At 71.6% G+C, this 23,300-nt stretch carries 21 protein-coding genes; 14 read left to right on the top strand and 7 right to left on the bottom strand.

The genetic code is table 11. The features are described from left to right. Positions 1-252 precede the first annotated feature (252 nt). Together msrB and AOM07_RS03545 are read left to right on the top strand one after the other, a co-directional pair. A complete protein-coding gene (gene msrB, locus AOM07_RS03550) occupies positions 253-663 on the top strand; it encodes a peptide-methionine (R)-S-oxide reductase MsrB (protein ID WP_062311394.1) in 411 nt (136 codons plus the stop codon). Further along, complete coding sequence (locus tag AOM07_RS03545; protein WP_228374362.1) at positions 663-1,292, top strand: hypothetical protein; 630 nt, start codon at positions 663-665, stop codon at positions 1,290-1,292. Before msrB ends, AOM07_RS03545 begins: the two co-directional genes overlap by 1 nt. Positions 1,293-1,697: 405 nt before the next feature. Here AOM07_RS03545 and AOM07_RS03540 read toward each other — a convergent pair whose 3' ends face one another. Together AOM07_RS03540 and AOM07_RS03535 are read right to left on the bottom strand one after the other, a co-directional pair. Further along, positions 1,698-2,669 (bottom strand): NUDIX hydrolase, encoded by a 972-nt coding sequence (locus tag AOM07_RS03540; RefSeq protein WP_062311393.1) that lies wholly within the window; start codon positions 2,667-2,669, stop codon positions 1,698-1,700. Further along, positions 2,666-4,915 carry an RNA degradosome polyphosphate kinase gene (locus AOM07_RS03535; protein ID WP_084830065.1) on the bottom strand — a complete coding sequence of 750 codons (2,250 nt, stop codon included), beginning with the start codon at positions 4,913-4,915 and terminating at the stop codon, positions 2,666-2,668. The genes AOM07_RS03540 and AOM07_RS03535 overlap by 4 nt, the downstream gene beginning before the upstream one ends. Positions 4,916-5,008: 93 nt before the next feature. Here AOM07_RS03535 and AOM07_RS03530 point away from each other — a divergent pair, with 93 nt between their 5' ends. From AOM07_RS03530 to AOM07_RS03520, 3 genes are read left to right on the top strand one after another with little or no spacing between them, the layout of a single operon-like run. Continuing rightward, positions 5,009-5,473 (top strand): GbsR/MarR family transcriptional regulator, encoded by a 465-nt coding sequence (locus AOM07_RS03530; protein WP_062311392.1) that lies wholly within the window; start codon positions 5,009-5,011, stop codon positions 5,471-5,473. Further along, complete coding sequence (locus tag AOM07_RS03525; protein ID WP_062311391.1) at positions 5,470-6,429, top strand: ABC transporter ATP-binding protein; 960 nt, start codon at positions 5,470-5,472, stop codon at positions 6,427-6,429. Before AOM07_RS03530 ends, AOM07_RS03525 begins: the two co-directional genes overlap by 4 nt. Continuing rightward, positions 6,429-8,084 (top strand): DUF2705 family protein, encoded by a 1,656-nt coding sequence (locus AOM07_RS03520; RefSeq protein WP_228374374.1) that lies wholly within the window; start codon positions 6,429-6,431, stop codon positions 8,082-8,084. Before AOM07_RS03525 ends, AOM07_RS03520 begins: the two co-directional genes overlap by 1 nt. Before the next feature lie 163 nt (positions 8,085-8,247). Here AOM07_RS03520 and AOM07_RS03515 read toward each other — a convergent pair whose 3' ends face one another. Next, entirely contained in the window at positions 8,248-8,706 is a 459-nt protein-coding gene (locus AOM07_RS03515; RefSeq protein ID WP_062311389.1) for a GNAT family N-acetyltransferase, read from the bottom strand. A 160-nt stretch (positions 8,707-8,866) separates the two neighbouring features. Between AOM07_RS03515 and AOM07_RS03510 the strand changes: the two genes are divergently transcribed. From AOM07_RS03510 to AOM07_RS03475, 8 genes are all read left to right on the top strand, one after another. Continuing rightward, positions 8,867-9,904, top strand: a complete 1,038-nt coding sequence (locus tag AOM07_RS03510; protein ID WP_062311388.1) for an ABC transporter permease — start codon at positions 8,867-8,869, stop codon at positions 9,902-9,904. Continuing rightward, positions 9,904-10,710, top strand: coding sequence for an ABC transporter ATP-binding protein (locus AOM07_RS03505; RefSeq protein WP_062311387.1), 807 nt, complete (start codon positions 9,904-9,906; stop codon positions 10,708-10,710). Before AOM07_RS03510 ends, AOM07_RS03505 begins: the two co-directional genes overlap by 1 nt. A gap of 1 nt (position 10,711) precedes the next feature. Further along, positions 10,712-11,569 carry an ABC transporter ATP-binding protein gene (locus AOM07_RS03500; RefSeq protein ID WP_062311386.1) on the top strand — a complete coding sequence of 286 codons (858 nt, stop codon included), beginning with the start codon at positions 10,712-10,714 and terminating at the stop codon, positions 11,567-11,569. An 86-nt stretch (positions 11,570-11,655) separates the two neighbouring features. Then, positions 11,656-12,486: a phosphatase PAP2 family protein gene (locus tag AOM07_RS03495; protein ID WP_169748124.1), complete on the top strand. Its 831-nt coding sequence runs from the start codon at positions 11,656-11,658 to the stop codon at positions 12,484-12,486. Between the two features lie 543 nt (positions 12,487-13,029). Further along, positions 13,030-14,697, top strand: a complete 1,668-nt coding sequence (locus tag AOM07_RS03490) for an ABC transporter substrate-binding protein (RefSeq protein WP_062311384.1) — start codon at positions 13,030-13,032, stop codon at positions 14,695-14,697. An 87-nt stretch (positions 14,698-14,784) separates the two neighbouring features. Further along, a complete protein-coding gene (locus AOM07_RS03485) occupies positions 14,785-15,873 on the top strand; it encodes an ABC transporter permease (RefSeq protein ID WP_062311383.1) in 1,089 nt (362 codons plus the stop codon). A gap of 1 nt (position 15,874) precedes the next feature. Next, positions 15,875-16,897 carry an ABC transporter permease gene (locus tag AOM07_RS03480; protein WP_062311382.1) on the top strand — a complete coding sequence of 341 codons (1,023 nt, stop codon included), beginning with the start codon at positions 15,875-15,877 and terminating at the stop codon, positions 16,895-16,897. Next, positions 16,894-18,573, top strand: a complete 1,680-nt coding sequence (locus AOM07_RS03475; RefSeq protein ID WP_062311381.1) for a dipeptide ABC transporter ATP-binding protein — start codon at positions 16,894-16,896, stop codon at positions 18,571-18,573. The genes AOM07_RS03480 and AOM07_RS03475 overlap by 4 nt, the downstream gene beginning before the upstream one ends. A gap of 448 nt (positions 18,574-19,021) precedes the next feature. On the opposite strand, the gene AOM07_RS03470 is transcribed toward AOM07_RS03475, so the two are convergent. Next, positions 19,022-19,417: a cupredoxin domain-containing protein gene (locus tag AOM07_RS03470; RefSeq protein WP_084830063.1), complete on the bottom strand. Its 396-nt coding sequence runs from the start codon at positions 19,415-19,417 to the stop codon at positions 19,022-19,024. A gap of 122 nt (positions 19,418-19,539) precedes the next feature. Next, positions 19,540-21,537, bottom strand: a complete 1,998-nt coding sequence (acs, locus tag AOM07_RS03465) for an acetate--CoA ligase (protein WP_062311379.1) — start codon at positions 21,535-21,537, stop codon at positions 19,540-19,542. A gap of 139 nt (positions 21,538-21,676) precedes the next feature. On the opposite strand from acs, the gene AOM07_RS03460 reads away from it, so the two are divergent. Then, a complete protein-coding gene (locus tag AOM07_RS03460) occupies positions 21,677-21,955 on the top strand; it encodes a hypothetical protein (protein WP_156171767.1) in 279 nt (92 codons plus the stop codon). Between the two features lie 51 nt (positions 21,956-22,006). On the opposite strand, the gene AOM07_RS03455 is transcribed toward AOM07_RS03460, so the two are convergent. Both AOM07_RS03455 and AOM07_RS14625 read right to left on the bottom strand, forming a co-directional pair. Further along, the gene (locus AOM07_RS03455) at positions 22,007-22,966 is read right to left on the bottom strand and encodes a hypothetical protein (RefSeq protein WP_062311377.1); all 960 of its coding nucleotides are present in this window, start codon (positions 22,964-22,966) and stop codon (positions 22,007-22,009) included. A 140-nt stretch (positions 22,967-23,106) separates the two neighbouring features. Continuing rightward, positions 23,107-23,262 carry a hypothetical protein gene (locus AOM07_RS14625; RefSeq protein ID WP_156165590.1) on the bottom strand — a complete coding sequence of 52 codons (156 nt, stop codon included), beginning with the start codon at positions 23,260-23,262 and terminating at the stop codon, positions 23,107-23,109. Positions 23,263-23,300: the final 38 nt, after the last annotated feature.

The raw sequence follows: 23,300 nt of genomic DNA, 5'->3' as shown, positions 1-23,300 counted from the left end.
TGCTGACACCCGTATAGAAACTTCGGTGACGCGGGAACAAAACCGGCTGGCCCGTCGTCTCTATCCATGTACCCATCACGGCGGAGTCGCCGCAAGGGACGCCCAGGTGAGAACGCGTGGCGTCCGACCTCCTCCCCCCCTCGGAGGTCGGGCGCCTCGCGTCTCCCTTCGGGCCTGGCCGGCGGCGACGAGCACGGTGCGCGATTCGGGAGCGCGCCGCGCGCGTACGCTTGCCTGGGAAGGAGCCGAACCATGAGCCCCAACAAGATCGTCAAGACCGACGCCGAGTGGCGCGCCCAGCTGACCGAGTTCGAGTTCGAGGTGCTGCGCAACGCGGCCACCGAGCGGCCGTGGACCGGCGAGCACATCGACGAGAAGCGCGAAGGCGTGTTCCGGTGCCGCGCGTGCGACGCGCAGCTGTTCGCGTCCGGCACGAAGTTCGACTCGCACTGCGGGTGGCCGAGCTTCTACGACGCGGACGAGGGCGCCGTCACCATGCACGAGGACGTCTCGCACGGCATGGTGCGCACCGAGGTGCGCTGCGCCTCGTGCGAGTCCCACCTCGGCCACGTGTTCCCCGACGCGCCTCAGACGCCGACCGGCGACCGGTACTGCATCAACTCCGTGTCGCTGGTCTTCGTTGAGGTCAGCGAGCAGGCGTAGTGGTCGAGCCGCGCTTCCGCCGTCCCGCCATGCTCGACATGGAGATGGCCGACCAGATCGAGGGGGACATCGACCCCGCCGACCGCGGCCTCATCGCGCACGAGACTGCGCTCGCGATCGTGTCGCAGGCGCGCGAGGCGCAGGACCCCGAGCTCGTCGAGCGGCTGATCCGGCTGGTCGACGAGGAGGGCATCGACACCGTCGCCATGATGTGGTCGAAGGCCGGCGCGCACACGCTGCCCGGCGCGCTGTGGCGGATCTACATGATCCGCGAGTGGGTGAAGCACGATGCGGCGTCGGTGGCGCGCTCGTACCACCAGGGCGTCCACGTGGCCCACGTGCGTCACGCGATCGCGGGCGTCGAGGACCCGCCCGGTCCCGACGAGGTCCGCACGCTCGCGGACGCCGTGCTGTCCGGCGTGTTCTCGGGCGACCTCGCGGTCGCGCTCGACCGCGCGGGCGCGTTCTGCCGCGTGGTGGCCACCGGGTCCGCCTTCGAGGCGCAGACCGACGAGGGCCACGCCGACCGTCGCGCGCACCGCACCACGATGCGTGCGTCCCAGCTGCTCCGCACCGGCGAGGACCTCGAGCGCTGCGCCGCGATGTGGCGCGAGGGCCGGCTGGACTGACGCTCACCCGAGGACCTCTCCACGCAGCTGGGGCACCCCTCCACCGGTGACCGCCGATGTGAACGGACACACGGTCGGATCGCGCCAGAACCGCATCGTCCGGTGTGGAGGAATCCCCGGCGGGAGGGCGTGTTCGCGGAGCGCGTGAAGGGGCGAAGGGCGCAGTCCGCACCCCGTGGACGGGCGTATGGTGGTCATGACGTCGGACCGCGGTAGCCCCGGGCTCCAACATCAGCCGCCTCGAGCGGCCTTCGCGCCGACTGGCGCTCCCGGTCCGACGTCTTCACCTCCCCCGCCCGCCGGACAGTCCGAACGGATCTCGCCGCGACACGCCGGTCCGAGCCCCCTGGCAGGCCGCGACACGCCGGCGATCCGGGACCAGCTCCGTGCGGACTGTCGCGGCGGTCAGACGTGGACGCGCAGGAGGTGGGTCTCCACCGCCACGACCACGGGCCCGGACTCCCAGTCGGCCACGTGCGCGACCAGCACGCCGCCCGCCGGCAGGTACGGGTTCTTCCGCGGCAGCGCTCCGCGCGTGTAGGGGCGCACCGTCGCGCGCAGCATCTCGACGATGGTCGGCAGGGTCGGGCGGTGCACGCACACCGCGCGCGCGGACTTCTTGCGCAGCAGCGAGCTGAACGTCTTCGCGGTGTCGAGCGGCCTCTCCGCGTGCCCCGGCTCGGTGAGGCTGTCGTGGGTGCGCACGTCGACCTCGAGAGCGGCGGCGTAGGGCCCGACGGTGTCGGTGCACCGCCGCGCGGGGGAGGACTCGACCTTCCCGACCCCGAAGGCCGCGAGCAGCGGCACCAGCTCGGCGGCGCGCCGCTGCCCGTTCTTCGTAAGCGGGCGCAGCAGGTCGGACCGGTGCCACGCCGCCCGGCGCCGCGCCCGCGCGTGCCGCACGATGACGAACGGCCGGGTGTCGAGGCGGTCCGCCGCGTACGCGTCGACGAGCGCGTCGAGCGGGCGCAGGTCGTCCGGGAACGTGATGAGCTTGTGCGCCTCGGGGACGGACAGCCAGCGGAGCCGGTCGATCTCGTTCTTCGACGCGCTCTTGAAGGCGGGCCGGCCGCGCAGCGCGCGCGCCTTGGGCGACATCACCTCGGCCGCCCAGTACTTCACGACCTTCTGCTTCTCCCCGATCGGGTAGCGCAGGGTCGGCAGGGGCTGGCCGAGCACCACCTGCTTGCCGGTCTCCTCGGCCACCTCGCGCACGGCGCACTCGGCGAGCGACTCGCCCGGGTCGAGCTTGCCCTTGGGCCACGACCAGTCGTTGTAGCGCGGACGATGGACCGCCAGCACCTGGAGCTCGCCCTCACGGACGCGCCACACCAGGGCACCGGCGGCCACGACGGTGCCCGCGGGGTGGTGGCTCACTTGCCCTTGGCCCTCCGCTTGGGCTGGCGGCGGATGTACGTCTCCTGGAGGTCCTTGAGTCGGGCGCCCTCGCCATCGGTGACGCCGTGGCTCCAGCTCCCGTCCTCGTGCAGCTCCCAGCCGGCCACGCGGTCGCTCATCGCCATGTCGATGTTCTCGATGAGGTTCGCGGCCTGCTGCGGGTCCGGCACCGTGATGAGCGCCTCGATACGGCGGTCGAGGTTGCGGTGCATGAGGTCCGCCGAGCCGATGTACACCTCGGGCGTGCCGTCGTTCGCGAAGCCGTAGATGCGCGAGTGCTCGAGGAACCGGCCCAGGATCGACCGCACCCGGATGTTCTCGGAGAAGCCGGGCACCCCCGGGCGCAGCGCGCAGATGCCGCGCACGTTGACGTCGACCTTCACCCCCGCGCGCGACGCCTCGTACAGCGCGTCGATCACCTTCTCGTCGACGATCGAGTTGACCTTGATCTTGACCCACGCCTCCTTGCCGGCGGCGGCGTTGCGGGCCTCGTTCTGGATGCGCTCGATCAGGCCCGAGCGCACGCTGTTCGGCGCGACGAGCAGGCGGCGGAACTTCGCCTTGGGCGCGTAGCCCGACAGCTGGTTGAAGAGCTTGGTGAGGTCCGCGCCGACGTCGGAGTCCTTGGTGAGGAGGCCGTAGTCCTCGTACAGGCGTGCGGTCTTCGGGTGGTAGTTGCCCGTGCCGATGTGGCTGTAACGCTGGAGCCCGTCCTCCTCCTGGCGCACCACGAGCGACAGCTTGCAGTGCGTCTTGAGCCCCACGAGGCCGTAGACGACGTGCACGCCGGCCTGCTCGAGCTTGCGCGCCCAGGAGATGTTGCGCTTCTCGTCGAAGCGGGCCTTGATCTCCACGAGCGCGAGCACCTGCTTGCCCGCGTGGGCCGCCTCGATGAGGGCGTCGACGATGGGCGAGTCGCCCGACGTGCGGTACAGCGTCTGCTTGATCGCGAGCACCTTGGGGTCCGCGGCGGCCTGCGCGAGGAAGGCCTGGACCGAGGTGGAGAACGAGTCGTACGGGTGGTGGAGCAGCACGTCGCCGCGCGTGATCGCGTCGAACACGTTCTGCTCGTCCGCGGTCTCGACGGGCGCGAGCTTGTGGTGCGTCGTGGGACGGAACGGGGCGAACTGGATCGCGGGGCGGTCGAGGTCCGCGATGACGTTGAGGCCCGTGAGGTCCAGCGGCGCCGGCAGGTGGAACACGTCGTTGTCGGTGATGCCGAGCTCGCGCACGAGCAGCTCGCGGATCTTGAGAGGCAGGTCGTCCGCGACCTCGAGCCGCACGGCCGGGCCGAAGCGGCGGCGCAGCAGCTCCTTCTCCATCGCCTTGAGGAGGTTCTCGGCGTCGTCCTCCTCGACCTCGACGTCCTCGTTGCGGGTGACGCGGAACGTGAAGTGGGCGACCACCTCCATGCCGGGGAAGAGGTAGTCGAGGTGGGCGCCGATGACGTCCTCGAGGGGGACGAAGCTGCGCGGCTCGTCCGAGAGGGACGAGGCGTCGGTCACCTGGCCGACGTGGCCCGCCGCGTCGACGGACAGGAAGCGGGGGAGCGTCTCCGGCACCTTGACCCTGGCGAAGTAGTCCTTGCCCGTGTCGGGGTCGCGGACCTCGACGGCCAGGTTGAGCGACAGGCCGGAGATGTAGGGGAACGGGTGCGCCGGGTCGACGGCGAGCGGTGTCAGCACGGGGAAGATGTCCGAGCGGAACAGCTTGCGCAGGCGCTCCTGCTCGCCGGCCTCGAGCGCGTCGTAGCGCACCAGCTGGATGCCCTCGTTGGCGAGCGCGGGCCGCACCTGGTCCTCGAAGGTCTCGGCGTGGCGGTCCATGAGCTCGTGCGCGCGCTCCGTGATCGCCTCGATCTGGCGGGTCGCGCTCATGCCGGTCGCGGACGGCACCGCGAAGCCCGCCGCGATGCGGCGCTTGAGGCCCGCGACGCGGACCATGAAGAACTCGTCGAGGTTGGACGCGAAGATCGCGAGGAAGCGGGCGCGCTCGAGCAGCGGTGTCTGAGGGTCCTCGGCCATCTCGAGCACGCGCTCGTTGAACGCGAGCCACGACAGCTCGCGGTCGAGGTAGCGGTCGTCGGGCAGCGGCGAGGGCGTCTCGTCCTCCTCGAACTCGACGGTCGGCACCGGGTAGGTCTCGTCGGACTCCACGGTCGGGGTCGCGCCCTCGGCGGGCGCGGACGCGGGGGTCGCGTCGTTGATGTCGAGGCTCTCAGGCATGGGGCCATGCTTCCACGCGCCGCCTACCCCCGCCACCCCCGGTGCGGGCGCGGCGGCTTGTGTCTTTCAATGGATTCAGGCAATACTGAAAACATGCCGATGGACGATGCGCAGCACGAGTACGTGGACAAGGTCGCGACCTTCTTCACGATGTTCGGCTCCGCCCGCGCGTGGGCGGAGATCCTCGGCTGGCTGATGATCTGCGAGCCGGCCGAGCAGACGCAGGCGGAGATCGCCGACGACCTCGGGCTCAGCGCCGGCACCGTGTCGACGCAGCTGCGCTCCCACGTCCAGCTCGGCATGGTCGAGCAGGTGCGCGTGCGCGGCGACCGCACGCAGCGATACCGCCTCCGCCCCGGCGCCTGGTACGCCGTCATGGCCTCCGAGCTCGAGCGCATCCGCGCCCTCGGCGAGCTGGCACGTGCGGGCGACCTTGTACTTCCCCGGGACCGACCCGAACGGGTCACGGAGCTCGGCGACCTCGCCGACTTCTTCGCGCGTGAATGGCCTCCGCTCATGGAGCGCATGACGGCAGAGCTTGAGAAGGGAACAGCATGACCACCACCCCCGCCATCGAGACGGTCGGCTTGACCAAGCACTTCGGCGACGTCGCCGCGGTGCAGGACGTCTCCCTGCAGATCGGCCCGGGCGAGATCTTCGGCTTCCTCGGCCCCAACGGCGCCGGCAAGTCGACGACCATCCGCTGCCTGCTCGACCTCATCCGGCCCACGGACGGCGAGTGCCGCATCGCGGGCCTCGACTCGCGCAAGGACGCCGTCGAGATCCGCCGCCACCTGGGCTTCCTGCCCTCGGACCTCGCGCTCTACCCCAACCTCACGGGGCGCGAGACGCTGCAGTTCCTCGCCAACCTCCGCGGCGGCGTCGACTGGGCGTGGGTCGACGCGCTCGCGGACCGTTTCGACGCGGATCTCGCCAAGAAGGTCGGCGAGCTGTCCTCGGGCAACCGCCAGAAGGTGGGGCTCATCCAGGCCTTCATGAACCGTCCCGAGGTGGTCATCCTCGACGAGCCGATCACCGGCCTCGACCCGCTCGTCCAGCTCGAGTTCCACACCCTCATGCGCGAGCACGTCGAGGAGGGCAACACGGTCTTCCTGTCGAGCCACACGCTGTCCGAGGTCGAGCGCGTCGCGGACCGCGTCGGCTTCATCCGCCGCGGCCACCTCATCGCGGTCGAGCGCATGGACGAGCTCAAGGACAAGGCCCTGCGCCGCGTCACCCTGGAGTTCGGCCGGCCCGTGCCCGCCTCCGCCTTCGAGGGCGTCGAGGGCGTCCACACCGTGTCCGCCGAGGGTGACACCGTGACCGCGCAGTACGAGGGCTCGATGGCCCCGCTGCTCAAGGTCGCGACCGCCCACGAGGTGCTGTCGCTGTCCTCCGCGAGCGTCGACCTCGACGAGATCTTCCTCGAGTTCTACCGCGACGAGGTGACCGAGGCCGAGGGCGACGAGGCGCCCGAGCCCGCCGCCGCATCGTCCGCCGCGGAGCGTGCGTGATGCTCCAGACCCTCTACCTCAAGACGGTCCGCGACCGCTGGCTCGGCGCCCTCATCGGCGTCGGCTCGCTGTGGCTCGTCGCGGTCTTCGGCATGTGGGCGTACGCCGGCATCGGGGACGATGCGGTGGCCTTCTTCGACGAGATGCCCGAGTTCTACTCGACCCTCATCGGCATCAGCGGGGACGCGGGCGTCACCGGGCTCATGATGTCGATGATGTTCAACTTCCTCGGCCCCTTCGTGGTCGCGGGCATCGCGATCTCCATGGGCGCCGCCGCCATCGCGGGCGAGGAGCGGGACGGCACGATGAACGTGCTCACCACGGCGCCCCGCTCGCGCTCGCGGCTGTTCGCCTCGAAGTCGCTCGCGATCCTCACCATCGCCCTCGCGGTCAACGTGCTGGCGTGGGCCGGCTACTTCGGCATCACGGTGATGTTCGGCGAGCCGACCGCGGGCGTGAACATCGGCGCCGCGACGCTCCACGTGCTCGTCGTGTCGATGCTCTACGGCGCGGTCGCGCTCGCGATCGGCGCCGCCACCGGCCAGCAGCAGCTCGCCTCCGGCATCGCGACGGCCTACCTCGTCGTGTCGTTCCTCGCGTCCGGTCTCTTGCCCATGTTCGAGGGCTGGGAGGACTGGGCGAAGATCTTCCCCTGGCACTACATCAACGCGTCCGCGCCGCTCACCAACGGCGTCGACTGGGGTCAGATGGGCGTGCTCCTCGCGATCACCGCGGGGCTCGTGCTCGTCGGCTGGGCGGCGCTGGTGCGCCGCGACCTCCGCTCGGGCGAGGGGCGCCTGCCGCTGGTCGCGCGGCTGCAGGAGGACGAGCGCCTCGCGCCGGTCCTCGCGATGCTCCAGGGCGGCTCCAGCACGCGCGGCATGGTCGGCATGGCGCTCAGCGACTCGCGCGCGCTCGTGATGATCGCGGGCGGCGGGATGTTCTTCATGATGGCCGTCATGGGTCCGCTGTTCAACGCGGTCTCGGACTTCGTGGGCCAGTTCGCGGAGGCCTTCCCCGACTCGATCATGGCGATGGTCGGCTTCGCCGACTACTCGCGTCCCGAGGGCTGGTACCACGGCGAGGGGCTGTCGATCCTGGCGCCGGTCGCGATCGCCGTGCCCGCGATCGCCGCGGGCGCCGCGCTCGCCCGCGAGGAGCAGCGTCGCACCATCTCCGTGCTGCTCACCTCGCAGGTCTCGCGCGCGACGGTGGCCTGGCGCCGCGCGACGGCGATGGTGCTGGTCTCGTTCGCGGTGGCCGCGATGATCGCCGCCGGCATCGCGCTGGGCAACTGGGTCGGCTCGCTCGGCATGTCCTACGCGAACATCGCCGCGACCGGCCTCCTGCTCGCGGGGCTCGGCACCGTGCTCGGCGCCGCGTCGTTCGCGGCGGGCGCGTTCACGGGCGTGCCGCGCATCGCGATCGGCATGGGCACGGGCGTCGCGATCATCGGGTGGGCGCTCACGGCCTTCGCCGCGGTGAACGATGCGCTCGAGCCGATCGCCCACGTGTCGCCCTACTACTACGTGACGTGGGAGTTCCCGCTCGACAACGGCATGTACTGGTACCAGCCGGTCGTGCTGTTCGGCGCGACCGCGGTGCTCCTCGCGCTCGGCGTCGCGGGCTATCGAGCGCGCGACCTCAAGGGCTGAGAACGTCGACCGCCGCCGTCGACTCCCGGTCGACTCCCAATGACAGATGCGACGCGATGAGCGCGGCGTGACGGATGGGGCCGCCCCATCCTTCACGCCGCATCGTTCCCGTCACAAGCGTCATTGGGAGTCGACGGGGGAGTCGACGGGGGAGTCGACGCCGCTAGAGCTCTCGCGTGTAGAACCTCGAGTGCGGGTCCTCGCCGTAGCCGGCGAAGGGCCCGCACTCGACGAACCCCGCCCGCTCGTAGAGACGATGCGCGGCCGCGAAGTACGCCTCCGTCCCCGTCTCGAGGCTCACCCGGGTGCAGCCCCGCGCCCGCGCCGCGTCCACGAGCGAGTCCAGCACCGCCGCCGCGACGCCCGCGCCGCGGTGCGCGTGAGCGGTCCGCATCGACTTCACCTCCGCGTGCCCGTCGCCGAGCTCGGCCAGCGCGCCGACGCCCATGAGGCCGCCCGCATCGTCGCGCGCGGCGAGGAAGGTCACGTGCGGCGCGCGCAGCCGCTCGACGTCGAGCGCGTGGACGGATTCGGCGGGGGAGGTGGCGTGCATGTCGGCGAGGTGCTCGGCCAGCAGCGCGACCACGTCGGGGACGGCCGGGTCGGCCACGGTGATTCGCATGCGCGCATCGTCCCATCCGGCGCGCTGCCATCGACACCGCCTGCCGCCAGGGCCATGCTGACGGGAGTGGGACCTGGGGTGACGTTTGCGCTCGCCGGATGCGCTAGTTTTTCCCTAGGTGGAGAATAACGACGAGCATCCATCGAGAAGGGCGACCCTGATGAAGGCGATGATCCTCAAGGAGTTCCGTGAGCTCCGCCGCGACCGGCGCACGATGGCGATGCTGATCATCCTGCCGATCGTGCTGCTCACGATCTTCGGCTACGCCGCGAACTTCACCGTCGACTCGATCCCCACGCGGGTGATCGGGCCCGGCGCCGAGCAGGTCGCGGCCAACGCCCCCGACCTCTTCGACATCGGCGAGGTCGACGCGGACGCGACGACGGACGATGCGCTGACCTGGATGCAGGACAACGACACCGAGGTCGTGATCGACACGACGACGCAGCCGCCCACCGCGTACGTCGACGGCGCGAGCCTCTTCACGGCGCAGAGCGCCTCCGCCGCCTTCGGTCGCATGGGCGACCAGGTGCAGGTCGACATCCTCTACAACCCGGACCTCGACACGTCCTGGGTGATGGTGCCGGCGCTCATCGGTCTCATCCTCACCTTCATCGGCACGATCATCACGTCGATCGGGCTGGTCAAGGAGCGCCAGACCGGCACGCTCGAGCAGCTCGCGGTGATGCCCCTCAGGCCCGCCGACGTCATCGTCGGCAAGATCGCCCCGTACTTCCTGCTCGCCTCGTTCGACATGCTCGTGGTGACGCTGCTGGGCGTATGGATCTTCGACGTCCCGTTCAACGGCAACCCGTGGCTCTTCGCGCTGGGAGCGGGCATCTTCCTCTTCGTCGTGCTCGGGCTCGGCGTGCTGATCTCCACCGCGTCCCAGACCCAGGCGCAGGCGATCCAGCTCGCGATCATGATGCTGCTCCCGCAGATCCTGCTGTCGGGCTTCATCTTCCCGCTGGACGCGATGCCCACCGCGATCGCGGCGATCGGCCGCTGCCTGCCGCTCACCTACTTCGTCGAGATCGCGCAGGGCATCTTCCTGCGCGGCGCGGGGCTCGAGGCGCTGTGGCTGCCGTACGCCGTGCTCACCGGCATGGCGCTGCTCGTCTTCTCCGCGGCCGTGCTGCGCTTCCGCCGCGACCTCGCGCCCAGCGCCCACCACCGGGCGAAGGCGAAGGCGGCGTGATGACCGCCTGGGGTGTCAGCGACCTCACGGTCGAGCGGGGCGGCCACATGTCGCTCGCCGGCGTCTCGATGGCGGTCGAGCCGGGGGAGATCGTGGCGGTGGTCGGCGGGGACGGCGCGGGCAAGACCACGCTGCTGCGGACCCTCGCCGGCGCGATCCGGCCCGCGGCGGGCGAGGTGAGCGCGCCCGCGCTCGAGCGCATCGGCTTCATGCCCACGGCCGCGGGCGTGTGGCGCGACCTGTCGGTCGACGAGAACATCGCCTTCGTCGCCGCGGCCCACGGGCTGTCGGGCAACGTCCTGGAGGAGCGCCGCGCCGCGCTGCTCAAGGGCGCCGGCCTCGAGTCCGCGACCTCGCGGCTCGCCCGCAACCTCTCGGGCGGCATGCGGCAGAAGCTCGCCTTCTCGCTCGCGATGCTCCACCGGCCGGACCTGCTCATCCTCGACGAGCCGTCCACCGGCGTCGACCCGGTGAGCCGCGTGGACCTCTGGCGGATGGTGTCGCTCGCGGCCTCGCAGGGCGCGGCCGTCGTGATGGCGACCACCTACCTCGACGAGGCCGAGCGCGCGCACCGCGTGCTCGTGCTCAACGGCGGGTCCGTGCTGCTCGACGGCACCCCCGCGGACGTGCTCGACGGCGTCCCCGGCCACGTGGTCGCGGCCGACGCGCCCGGCGATCCCGAGCGCACGTGGCGGCGCGGGCGCCGGTACCGGGTGTGGTCGCCCGAGGAGCCGCCCGCCGGCACCGCGCGGGTTGCGGACATCGAGGACGCCGTGGTCGCCGCGGCCATCGCGAAGGGAGCCTGACGTGACCGAACCGCTCATCCGCGCCTCCGGCGTGACCCGCCGCTTCGGCGACTTCACCGCGGTCGACGACGTGTCGCTCACCGTCGGCCCGGGCGAGATCGTCGGCCTGCTCGGCGCCAACGGCGCCGGCAAGACCACGCTCATCCGCATGATCCTGGGCCTGCTCCCGCCGACCGAGGGCGAGCTCGCGCTGTTCGACGCCCCGCCGTCGCGCGAGGGGCGCGCCCGCCTCGGCTACGTGCCCCAGGGCCTCGGGCTGTGGGACGACCTCACGGTCGCGGAGAACCTCGCGTTCGTGGACGAGGCCTTCGGGTCCCGCGCCACCGCGGTGCCCGATGCGCTCGCGGGATCGCGCGACCGCGTCGTGGGCGGCATCGGGCTGGGCCGGCAGCGCCAGCTCGCGTTCGCGGCCGCGCTCGGCCACGGACCCGAGCTGCTCGTGCTCGACGAGCCGACTTCGGGCGTCGACCCGCTGTCGCGCGCCCGGCTGTGGGACACGGTGCACGACAGCGCCGACGCCGGCGTGGGCGTGCTCGTCACCACCCATTACATGCAGGAGGCCGAGCAGTGCGACCGGCTCGTGCTGATGTCGCAGGGCGTCGCGGTCGCGTCGGGCCAGCTCGCGGACATCGTCGGCGGCACCACCGCGCTCGCGGTGCGCACCGACCGCTGGCAGGACGCGTTCGCGGCGCTCGACGATGCGGGCGTGCTCGTCATGCTCGCGGGCACCCACGTGCGCGCGGTCGACGCGGGCGAGGACCGCGTGCGGGACGCCCTCGGCGGCCTCGCGGCGCGCCTCGAGCCCGTCACCCCGACCCTCGAGGAGGCGATGGTGGCGCGCGAGCGCTCCGCCGGCTGACGCATCGTCCGAGGCTCGCGGCCCCTTCCGCGGGGGCGGCGCGCGCCGCATCGTCCGCCGCGGCGGCGATGCCTAGGGTGGTCCGCATGACTCACCGGATGCGCGCACGTGACGTGGTGCTGGCCCTGTGGCCGGCCGTCGTCCTCATCGGGCTGGGCGTCGTCGGCTTCTCCGTCGTGCTCGACTGGGTGATCGAGCGCGAGGACCTCTGGCGGCTGGACGAGCCGCTGCTCGAATGGCTCGCGGAGAACCGCACCGACGGCCTCACGACCTTCCTCACCGGCGTGACGAACCTCTTCGGCCCGGTCTTCCTGCCCATCGTCGTCGCGGTGATCGCGCTGCTGTGGTGGCGGATCACGCGCTCGTGGTGGGAGCCGGCGCTGCTCGTCGGCGCGATGCTGCTGTCGACGACGCTGTCGGTCACGCTCAAGCTCATGGTCGGCCGCACGCGCCCCGCGGCGGACCTCATGAGCATCCCCGGGGGCGAGACCTCGGGCTCGTTCCCCTCGGGGCACACCATCGGTGCGACCACGCTCGTGCTCGTCGTCGGCTACCTGCTGTGGCACGAGGACGCGGAGGCGTCCTGGGCGCTCGCGGGCTGGACGCTCGCGTCGATCGGGGTCATCGTGCTCGTCGGAGTCAGCCGCCTCTACCTCGGCTACCACTTCCTCACCGACGTGGTCGCGGGCGCATGCGTCGCGGTCGGCGTGCTCGGCGTGGTGGTCGGGCTCGAACGGTGGCGGGACCTCTCGCTCGAGCGGCGCGACCCGCCCGAGCGCCCGACGCCGTTGGGCGAGGCCGGGGACGAGGACCTCGCGTGGGCGCGCGACGCGGTGGACGATGCGACGGCCGGCGTGGAGCTCGACGCGCCCGAGGAGGGCGGCGACGGGGGAGCAGCGGGCAGCGGAAGGCCCTGAAGACGAAGGTGCCCCGGGGGGACGGCTGCGCTGGGGGGCACCGCGGCCGTCCGCTCCCGGGGACGTCTTCGGCGAGTGGGGCGGTGATCCGGCCCGTCGCCGAACAACAGTGTAGGGGGACGGACGGGGCGCGGCAACGACGTTTCGCCCCGATTTCGGCCTTCTCCGCGACTTTTCCGCCAATTGGGAGCGACACCCTCGCTTCGCAGGGCGTACGTCGTTTGGGAGCGCTCCCAATCCGACGCCGAGAGCCGGCGTGCGCGTCTCATGTCGCGGACGCTCGAGGGCCGCCCGGCGGGCGGCTTGTCCGGGCTTGCGAGGGTTCCTGCGCCGATGCGTCCGAAGGCGTCTCACGATGTGGATCGAGCGTCGTGGCGACCGTAACGATTCGGTCACGCCACACGGGATGGCCGAGGCCAAATGTTGCAGCGCTGTAAACATTCCCGGTTCGCCCCGTTCGGGCGTGGCACTTGGTGCTAGGAATGCTTCCCACGGCCGCCCTGACGTCTCGTGGCGCCGCAGGATCCCAGGAAGGAAGTACCTATGCCGTACCCGTCCAACCTCCGTCGCACGGCCCTCGTGGCCGGCATCGCGGCCTCCGCGCTCACGCTCGCCGCGTGCTCCGGCGGCGACTCCGAGTCGGACTCCAGCGCGAGCGCCGACGGCGGCTCGTCGATGAGCGAGTCGATCATCGTCGGCACCACCGACAAGATCACGACGATCGACCCCGCCGGCTCGTACGACAACGGCTCGTTCGCGGTGATGAACCAGGTCTTCCCGTTCCTCGTCAACACGCCGTACGGCAGCCCCGACGTCGAGCCCGACATCGCGGAGTCCGCCGAGTTCACCGCGCCGACCGAGTACACCGTGGTCCTCAAGCCGGGCCTCACCTTCGCCAACGGCAACGACCTCACGTCCTCCGACGTGAAGTTCACGTTCGACCGCATGATGGCGATCTTCGAGTCGGGCGCCGACGACGGCAACGGCCCGGGCTCGCTGCTCTACAACCTCGACAGCGTCGAGGCCGTGGACGACGTCACCGTCGTCTTCCACCTCAAGTCGGAGAACGACCAGGTCTTCCCGCAGATCCTGTCGAGCCCCGCGGGCCCGATCGTCGACGAGGACGTCTTCGCCGCCGACGCGCTCACGCCGGACGCCGACATCGTCGCGGGCAACGCCTTCGCGGGTCAGTACGTCATCACCGACTACGACCAGAACAACCTCATCTCGTACGAGGCGAACGCCGACTACATGGGTCTGCTCGGCGCCGCCAAGACGGAGTACGTCGACGTCAAGTACTACGCCGAGGAGTCGAACCTCAAGCTCGACGTCCAGCAGGGCAACATCGACGTCGCGTTCCGCTCGCTGTCGGCCACCGACATCGCGGACCTGCGCGAGGACGAGAACGTCAACGTCATCGACGGCCCCGGCGGCGAGATCCGCTACATCGTGTTCAACTTCGACACGATGCCCTACGGCGCCGCCACCGACGAGGCCGACGCCGCGAAGTCCCTGGCCGTGCGCCAGGCCGTCGCGGACATCGTCGACCGCGCCGAGATCTCGGAGCAGGTCTACCGCGGCACCTTCACCCCGCTGTACTCCTACGTCCCGGCGGGCCTGACGGGCGCCACCGAGTCCCTCAAGGAGCTCTACGGCGACGGCGCGGGCGCTCCGGACGTCGACAAGGCGGCCGCCACGCTCGAGGACGCCGGCGTCGCGACCCCGGTCGAGCTCAGCCTCCAGTACAACCCCGACCACTACGGCTCCGGCTCGGCCGACGAGTACGCGCTCGTCAAGGACCAGCTCGAGGCGAGCGGCCTGTTCACCGTCGACCTCCAGTCGACGGAGTGGGTCCAGTACGCGAAGGACCGCACCTCGGACGTGTACCCGGCCTACCAGCTCGGCTGGTTCCCGGACTACTCGGACGCGGACAACTACCTCACGCCGTTCTTCCTCACGGAGAACTTCCTGGGCAACCACTACTCGAACGAGAAGGTCGACGAGCTGATCCTCGCTCAGGCGACCGAGACCGACGCGGACGCCCGCGCCGGCCTCATCGAGGAGATCCAGGACACCGTGGCCGCCGACCTGTCGACCCTGCCGCTGCTGCAGGGCGCCCAGGTCGCCGTGACCGGGACCGACGTGTCCGGCGCTGAGGACACCCTCGACGCCTCGTTCAAGTTCCGCTACGCCGCCCTCTCGAAGGGCTGATCCAGACGGCGCGGGGGGCCTGCGGGCCCCCCGCGCCCGTCTGCGTCTTGCTTCACCACGGCCGCCAGCGGCCAGTCAGGACCTCGCATGACCACCACGTCGGAAGCCCCGACGACCCGGGCGGGCGCGCCGCGCGCCTGGGCCAAGAAGCCCGGGGGCTCCCTCGGGCGCTACATCGCGGTGCGCGCCCTGCTCATCATCCCCACCGTGTTCATCCTCGTGACCACGGTGTTCGTGCTGATGCGGGCCACGGGCGATCCCATCACCGCCGCGCAGGGCGGTCGCCTCCCGGCGGACCAGCTCGCCGAGCGGATCCACGAGGCCGGCTACGACCGCCCGATCCTCGTGCAGTACCTCGACTACCTCGGCGGCATCCTCACCGGCGACTTCGGCACGACGCTGTCCGACCGTCGCCCCGTGACCGAGGTCATCGTCACCTTCGGCGCCGCCACCCTCGAGCTCGCGTTCTACGCGCTCATCGTCGCGTTCCTCGTCGGCATCCCGCTGGGCCGCCTCGCCGCCTTCCACCGCGACCGCTGGCCCGACGCCGTGTTCCGCGTCGGCGCGATCCTCGCGTACGCGACCCCCGTCTTCTTCGCCGGCCTGCTGCTCAAGCTCGTCTTCTCGGTGTGGCTCGACGTGCTGCCCGTCGCGGGGCGCGCCTCCACACGGACCGAGCTCACGTTGTCGCGCCAGGACGGCGCCACCGGCATCTACCTCATCGACGCGTTGAAGACCGGCGACCCGGCCATCATCGGCGACGTGCTCGCGCACGCCGTGCTCCCGGCCCTCGCGCTCGGCATGCTCACCGCGGGCGTCTTCCTCCGCGTGGTGCGCACCAACGTCATCTCGACCTTCGGCGCCGGCTACGTCGACGCGGCCCGCTCGCGCGGCGTCCCGGAGCGTCGCCTGCTGCGCAAGCACGCCTACCGTCCCGCGCTCATCCCCATCGTCACGGTGGTGGGCCTGCAGATCGCCCTGCTGCTCGCAGGCGCGGTCCTCACGGAGAGCACGTTCGAGTGGAAGGGGCTGGGCTTCCAGCTCGCGCAGTACCTCCAGGCGCGCGACTTCGTGGCCGTCCAGGGCATCGTCGCGGTGCTCGCGGTCATCGTCGCCCTCACCAACTTCATCGTGGACATCATCGCCGCGCTCATCGACCCGAGGGTGAGGTACTGACGTGGCCGCCACCGCATCGTCCCCCCGCGCGTCCCGCTGGACGCGGCTGCCCGTCATCGCGCAGCTGCGCCAGAGCGTCGGCCTGCAGCGCGGCATGCTCGTCACGGGCCTCGTGCTCACCGCGATCTTCGTGCTCACCGCGATCCTCGCGCCGGTGCTCGCGCCGTACGGCTTCTCGCAGCTGCGCGGCCCGGACGGGGCCTTCGGCGCGCAGCAGCCGCCGTCGGCCGAGCACTGGCTCGGCACCACCCAGGGCGGCTACGACGTGCTGTCCCGCCTCATCTGGGGCTCGCGCACCGCGCTGCTCGTCATCATCGTCGCGGTCGTCGCGTCGATCCTTGTCGGCGTGACGCTGGGCCTGATCTCCGGCTACTTCGGCGGCTGGCTCGACCGCACGCTCGTCGTCATCGCGGACGCGATCTACGCGTTCCCGTCGCTGCTGCTCGCGATCGTGCTCGCGATCGTCATCAGCGGCGGCCAGTCGAGCATGTGGGGCGGCATCCTCGCCGCGGCGCTGTCGATCACGGTGATCTTCATCCCGCAGTACCTGCGCGTCACGCGCGCCGAGGTCATCCGCATCAAGTCGGAGGCGTTCGTCGAGTCGGCGCGCGTCATCGGCGCCGGCCACGCGCGGATCATGACGCGCCACGTGCTGCGCAACTCGACCCGCACGCTGCCGCTCATCCTCACGCTCAACGCGTCCGAGGCGATCCTCACGCTCGCGGGCCTGGGCTTCCTGGGCTTCGGCATCGAGCCGACCGCCGCCGCCGAGTGGGGCTACGACCTCAACAAGGCCGTGTCCGACGTCACCTCCGGCATCTGGTGGACCTCGGTGTTCCCCGGCACCGCGATCGTGCTCGTCGTGCTGGGCCTCACGCTCGTCGGCGAGAGCCTCAACGACCTCGCGGACCCGCGCCTGCGCAAGCGCGCGGCGGGCGCCGAGCCCGTCGAGGACCTCGGCGTCGACCCCGCCGTTCCCGGCGCCGCCGCCACCCCCGAGACCACGAAGGAGGCCGCCCGATGACCGACCTCGTCGAGATCCGCGACCTCGCGGTCACGTTCGCCACCGACGCGGGCCCGGTCCGCGCCGTCGACGGCGTGAGCCTCGCCGTCCACCCGGGCGAGGTGCTCGCCATCGTCGGCGAGTCCGGCTCGGGCAAGACCGTCACCGCGAAGTCGATCCTCGGGCTGCTGCCCGAGACCGCGACCGTGCGTGGCGCCGTGGTGCTGCGCAACAAGGACGGCGGCGAGGCGGACGTCGCGCAGCTGTCCGGCGCACGCCTGCGCCAGGTCCGCGGCCGCGACGCCGCGATGGTCTTCCAGGAGCCGTCGACCGCGCTCAACCCCGTTTACACCGTGGGCTGGCAGATCGCCGAGGGCCTGCGGGCCCACGGCCGGCTCTCCAAGAAGGAGGCCCGCGCCCAGGCGATCGACATCCTCCGCCGCGTCGGCATCCCCGACCCGGAGACCCGCGTCGACCACTACCCGCACCAGTTCTCCGGCGGGCAGAAGCAGCGCATCGTCATCGCGCAGGCGCTCGCGCTCGACCCCGGCATCATCGTCGCCGACGAGCCGACCACCGCCCTCGACGTCACCGTGCAGGCCGAGATCCTCGACCTGCTGCGCCGCTGCCGCGACGAGTTCGGCGCCGCCGTGGTGCTCATCACCCACAACATGGGCGTGGTCGCGGACCTCGCGGACCGCGTCGCGGTGATGTACCAGGGCGAGCTGGTCGAGCAGGCGCCGGTCCGGGAGCTGTTCGAGTCGCCCCAGGAGGCGTACACGCAGCAGCTGCTCGCGGCGGTGCCGCGCATCGGCGAGGGCCTCGCGCGCGCCGAGGTGCGCGCCGCCCGCCGTCCAGAGGACTGGGACGAGCAGGAGCCGCTCGTGTCCGCGACCGACCTCCGCATCGTCTACCCGGGTCGCTTCCGCCAGCCCGACTTCGTGGCGGTCGACGGGGTGTCCTTCGCCATCAAGCCGGGCGAGGTGCTGGGCCTGGTGGGCGAGTCGGGATCCGGCAAGACGACGATCGGCCGCGCGATGGCGGGGCTCACCCGCGTGAGCGGCGGCTCGCTGTCGGTGCTCGGGGTGGAGATGAACGGAGCGCGCGAGCGCCGCATCCGTCCCATCCGCAGCCGCGTCGGCTTCGTGTTCCAGGACCCGGCGACCAGCTTCAACCCGCTGCTCACCATTGCCCAGTGCGTGGCCGAGCCGCTCGTGGTCCACGGCCGGGCCGAGTCCTCCGACGACGCCCGCGCCCGCGTCGACGAGCTGCTCGAGGCGGTGCAGCTGCCGCGCTCGTACGGCGACCGCTTCCCGCACGAGCTCTCGGGCGGCCAGCGTCAGCGCGCGTCGCTCGCGCGTGCGCTCGCGCTCGACCCGGAGCTGCTCATCGCCGACGAGCCGACCTCCGCCCTGGACGTGTCCGTGCAGGCGCGCGTGCTCGACCTGTTCGACGAGCTCCACCGCGAGCTCGGCTTCGCGGCGCTGTTCATCAGCCACGACCTCGCGGTGGTCGACATGCTCGCCGACCGCATCGCGGTGCTCCACCGCGGCAAGCTCGTGGAGGAGGGGACGGGCGAGCAGGTGCTCGGCAACCCGCAGGACCCGTACACCCGCAGGCTGCTCGCGTCGCTTCCCGTGCCGGACCCGGTCGAGCAGGCGGCGCGGCGGGCCCAGTGGCAGGCGGAGGCCTCCTAGCCCCCGGCCGCCCTGCCTCCCCAGCCTCACCTCGTCGGCCGGGACACCCAGTACTCCTGCTGGGCGTCCCGGCCGCGCTGCGGGACGGTGGGTACTCCTCGCGCCCCGATCCGCGGGTTGAGCGGGCCCGCTTGGCGCGGGTCCTCGGGTTGAGCAGAGCGGCTGTGTGCGGGTCCGCGGCTCAAGCGGAGCGGCGCGGTCGGCGCGGACCACACCCGCGCAGCGCGGCCGGCGCGGCCCCCGCCCGCGCAGGGCGCCGCACTCTGATCCGGCTGTTTTAGAGATTCCTAAAACAGTGCGAGGAGGCATGCGGTTCCGCGGAGGCGCGATGCGGTTGCGCACAGCCGCGCGGCCCTCGCCCGCGAGGGCCGCCGCACCTCCTCCTGGCTGTTTCAGGAATTCCTAAAACAGCCGGAACGGGGTACCTCGCCCCGCGCCGGCCCCGAACTCACCCGACGACCAGCACCATCTCCATGCCCAGCGCCCGATGGTTGCCCACCGAGCAGTACAGCGTGTAGCTGCCGGGCTCGAGGTCGACCGTGAACGAGTCGGTCTCGCCCGGGCCGATCACCGCGGTCGAGCCGCCCGGATCCTCCTCGAGCACAAGGTCGTGGGACATCGCGCCATCGTTGGTGAGCTCGAACGTGATCGTGCCCGCGGACACCTCGGCGGGGGTGGCCGTGTAGGCGTACTCCACGGCGCTCACCTCGATGACGGTCGCGTCGGCGGGCGGGGACGATGCGCCGGTCCCGGAGTCCTCCGAGGACCCGCCGCAGCCGGTGAGGGCGAGCGCGACCGCGGCCGCCACCGCGCCCGCGCGCACCCGGGATCTCGTATCGCGCATGAGGAACCTCCCCTCGCGCCACGGTACGCCCGCGCCGCGCGGAGCGGCACCCTCCGGCGGGATCGCGGTTGGGCGGGCGGGCCGCCCGCGCCTCGCGCCCGGCCCGCCTCAGCCGGCCCGCCTCAGTCCGCGCGCCCGGCCTCCAGCCCGTCGCGGATCGCGTCCATGACGCTCGGGTCGGCCAGGGTGGTGACGTCGCCGGTGGGCCGGTCCTCCGCCACGTCGCGCAGCAGGCGCCGCATGATCTTGCCGGAGCGCGTCTTGGGCACTTCGGACACCACGAGGATCGTCCTCGGCTTCGCGAGCGAGCCGATCTGCCGGCGCACGTGCTCGCGCAGCGCGGCCGCGACCTCCCCGCCCTCCTCCGGCACCCCGTGCGCGTCCCCGCGCACGATCACGAAGGCCACGACGGCCTGGCCGGTGACCTCGTCGGACGCGCCCACCACCGCCGCCTCCGCGACCCACGGATGCGAGACCAGCGAGTGCTCGATCTCGGTCGTGGTGAGCCGATGGCCCGACACGTTCATGACGTCGTCGACGCGGCCCAGCAGCCACAGGTCGCCGTCGACGTCCTTCTTGGCACCGTCGCCCGCGAAGTACATGCCATCGAAGTGGTTCCAGTACGTCGACACGTAGCGGTGCCGGTTGCCCCAGATCCCCCGCAGCATCGAAGGCCAGGGCTCGGTGATGACCAGGTACCCGCCCTCGCCGTTCGCGACGGGCCGTCCCGCATCGTCCACCACGTCGATCGACACCCCGGGCATCGGCGTCATCGCGGACCCCGGCTTGGTGGCGGTGACGCCGGGCAACGGCGAGATCATGATCGCGCCGGTCTCGGTCTGCCACCACGTGTCGACGATCGGGCAGCGGTCCCCGCCGATGACCCGGCGGTACCACATCCATGCCTCGGGGTTGATGGGCTCGCCCACCGAGCCGAGCAGCCTGAGCGAGCTGAGGTCGTACTGCTGCGGGATCGCCTCGCCCCACTTCATGAACGTGCGGATCGCGGTCGGGGCGGTGTAGAGGATCGTCACCTTGAACTGCTCGACGATCTCCCACCAGCGGCCCTCGTGCGGGGTGTTGGGGGTGCCCTCGTAGAGCACCTGGGTCGCGCCGTTGATCATCGGACCGTAGACGATGTACGAGTGGCCGGTGATCCAGCCGACGTCCGCGGTGCACCAGTACACGTCGTCGTCCTTGAGGTCGAAGACGATGCGGTGCGTGTGCGCGGCGCCCGTGAGGTAGCCGCCCGTGGTGTGGAACAGGCCCTTGGGGGTGCCGGTGGTGCCCGACGTGTAGAGGATGAACAGCGGGTGCTCGGCCTCGACCCACACGGGCTCGTGCTCGGCGGGCTGCGGGTCCACCGCATCGTGCCACCAGACGTCGCGACCTTCGGTCCAGGCGGTGTCCTGCCCGGTGCGGCGCACCACGAGGACGTGCTCGACCGAGGCGCAGGGCTCGGGGTGCGCGGTGCCCTCGCCGTGGCTGGCGAGCGCCTCGTCCACGAGCGGCTTGAGCGCGAGGTGGGCGCCGCGGCGGTTGCCGCCGTCCGCGGTGATGACGAGCTTGGCCTCGGCGTCGTCGATGCGCTGGCGCAGGCTCTCCGCGGAGAACCCGCCGAACACCACCGAGTGGATCGCGCCGACGCGGGCGCACGCGAGCATCGCGACCACGGCCTCGGGGATCTGCGGCAGGTAGATCGCGACGCGGTCGCCCTTGCCGACGCCCAGGCTCGCGAGCCCGTTCGCGGCGCGCTGCACGCGCTCGTGGATGTCGGCGTAGGTGAGGGTCTCGGTGTCGCCGGGCTCGCCCACGAAGTGGAACGCGACCCGGTCGCCGCGGCCCTCGCGGACGTGCCGGTCGACGGCGTTGTCGCACGCGTTGAGCGTGCCGTCGTGGAACCAGCGCGCGACGGGAGCGTCGGACCAGTCGAGGATCTCGGTGAACGGGGTCCTCCAGGCGAGGCGCAGCGCGGCCTCGCGCCAGTACTGCAGCCGGTCGACGCCGGCCTTCTTGTACTCGTATGCGGTCGCGTTGGCGTGCGCGGCGAACGCGGCGTGCGGCCGGAACGACCGCGTCTCGGTGTGCAGGTTCTCGAGGGTATGGGCGACATTGACCATGGATGTCACAGTAGGACCAAGGTCCCGAGCCTGTGAAGGCTTTGTTAGACGGCCTGGTATTCGACCGGTTGGCCGTGTCGGGCGGGACGATGCGCCGGTTCCGCGCGCGCATCCGGCCCGCCCGTGCGAGCCTGGGGTGATGACTGGATCAGAGGGTTTCGACTACCGGACCCGCACCAACGGCGAGGTCCACATCTTCCATCACGGGAAGCTCGCGCGGATGCTCAAGGACGAGCCTGCCCAGGAATTCCTCGCGTCCGTCAAGGACGGCGACGCGCAGGAGGTCATGGCGGCAGCGGTCGGCAACGACGGCCAGGGCGGGGGAGTGCGCGGGTCCGCGCAGGGCCCCGCGACGCACCTGCACGGCAACGGACAGGCGCACCCGCACGGGGAGTTCCGCCGCAGGGCCGGCAGCTGACGCGGCAACTGACCCGGCGCGTCCGGGCGAGGTCCGCGCCGGATGGCGCGCTCAGTCGACGGTGAACTCGGCCGCGACCGAGAAGGCGACCGCGGGCGGCACGTCGGCGATGTACTCGACGGGCACCTCGCGCTCGAGCGCGTCCGCGAGCACGTCCTCCGGGACGTCGCAGCTGCGGTTGAGCAGGTTGCCGTCCGCATCGAGCTGGTCGGTGCAGTGCTCCTGGATCGCGGGGTCGTCGTACAGCGCGGTGAAGCCGGCGTTGTACTGCAGGCCCGCGAGCCCGGTGATCCCCTCCTCGGACAGCACGCGCGCGATCGCGGCGGGCTCGCCCAGGATGATCGGCGACCACTGGTACACGCGGTAGGTGCCGGCGGGCAGGCTCTCGTGGGCGGCGTAGAAGGCGGCGGCCTCGTCCTGCTTGGCCGCGATCTCCTCGTCGCTCGCGGTCGACCAGTCGAAGCCCTGCCAGATCGCGTTGAGCCCGTCCGACACGTCGCACAGCAGCGCGCCGGTGAGTTCGACGTTGTTCTGCGTGAGCGTGGTCTCGTCCGGCAACGCGACGAAGTACTCGGGCACGAACTCGCCGCCCCAATCCGGGGTGACCACCACATCGTCCCTGGTCACGATGATGCTGCCCTCGGATGCGAGGAAGCCGAGCCCCGCCGTCGAGGTCGCGTACCCGGGCACCACGGTGACGGTGTCGACGCCCTCGACCTGGCGCAGCGACGCGTCGACCTTGGGCAGCACGCCGTTGGCCTCGTCGGACGGCGGCGTCCAGGTCTCGCCGCACGCGGGCGGCGTGAAGAGGTCCTCGCCGGAGGCCTCGACCTCGGACAGGCGGAACGTGAGCGCGATCGTCTCGCCGCTCGTCGCCTGGCTCGCGCCGGGTGTCGGCACGGGCACCTCGGTGGGCTGCGACGCCTTCCAGGCCTTCACCCCGAACCAGCCGGCGGCTGCGGAGGCGAGCGCGATGACGATCGCGGCGAGGGCGAGAAGGATCTTGCGCAAGTGACGTCCTCGAGAAGGGGTGGGCTCAGCCCACCGGCGACGCGAGGGGGCTGTGGCGAGGATACGTCATCCGGGGGTCGTTCCCTACCCGGCTCGCCCGATCGACGCGGCCCGAAACGTCCGTTCTGCGGACGGCGCCGTCAGGACGATGCGGGGGTGGCCGAGGCCGATGCTCCGGGGGTCTCCGCGGGTGTGGTCGAGCCGCTTCCGCGGACGGTGTCCCACATCCAGCCGGCGCCGATGCCGAGCCCGATCCCCAGCACCCCCACGAGTGCAGCAAGAAGTGCCTTGTTCATGCGTGATCCCCTCAGACTCCGCGTGCCGTGCGCGACGG

Source organism: Demequina rhizosphaerae (genome assembly GCF_000971255.1).
GTDB classification, from domain to species: Bacteria; Actinomycetota; Actinomycetes; order Actinomycetales; family Demequinaceae; genus Demequina; species Demequina rhizosphaerae.
This window is presented reverse-complemented; position numbering and strand designations above follow the sequence as displayed.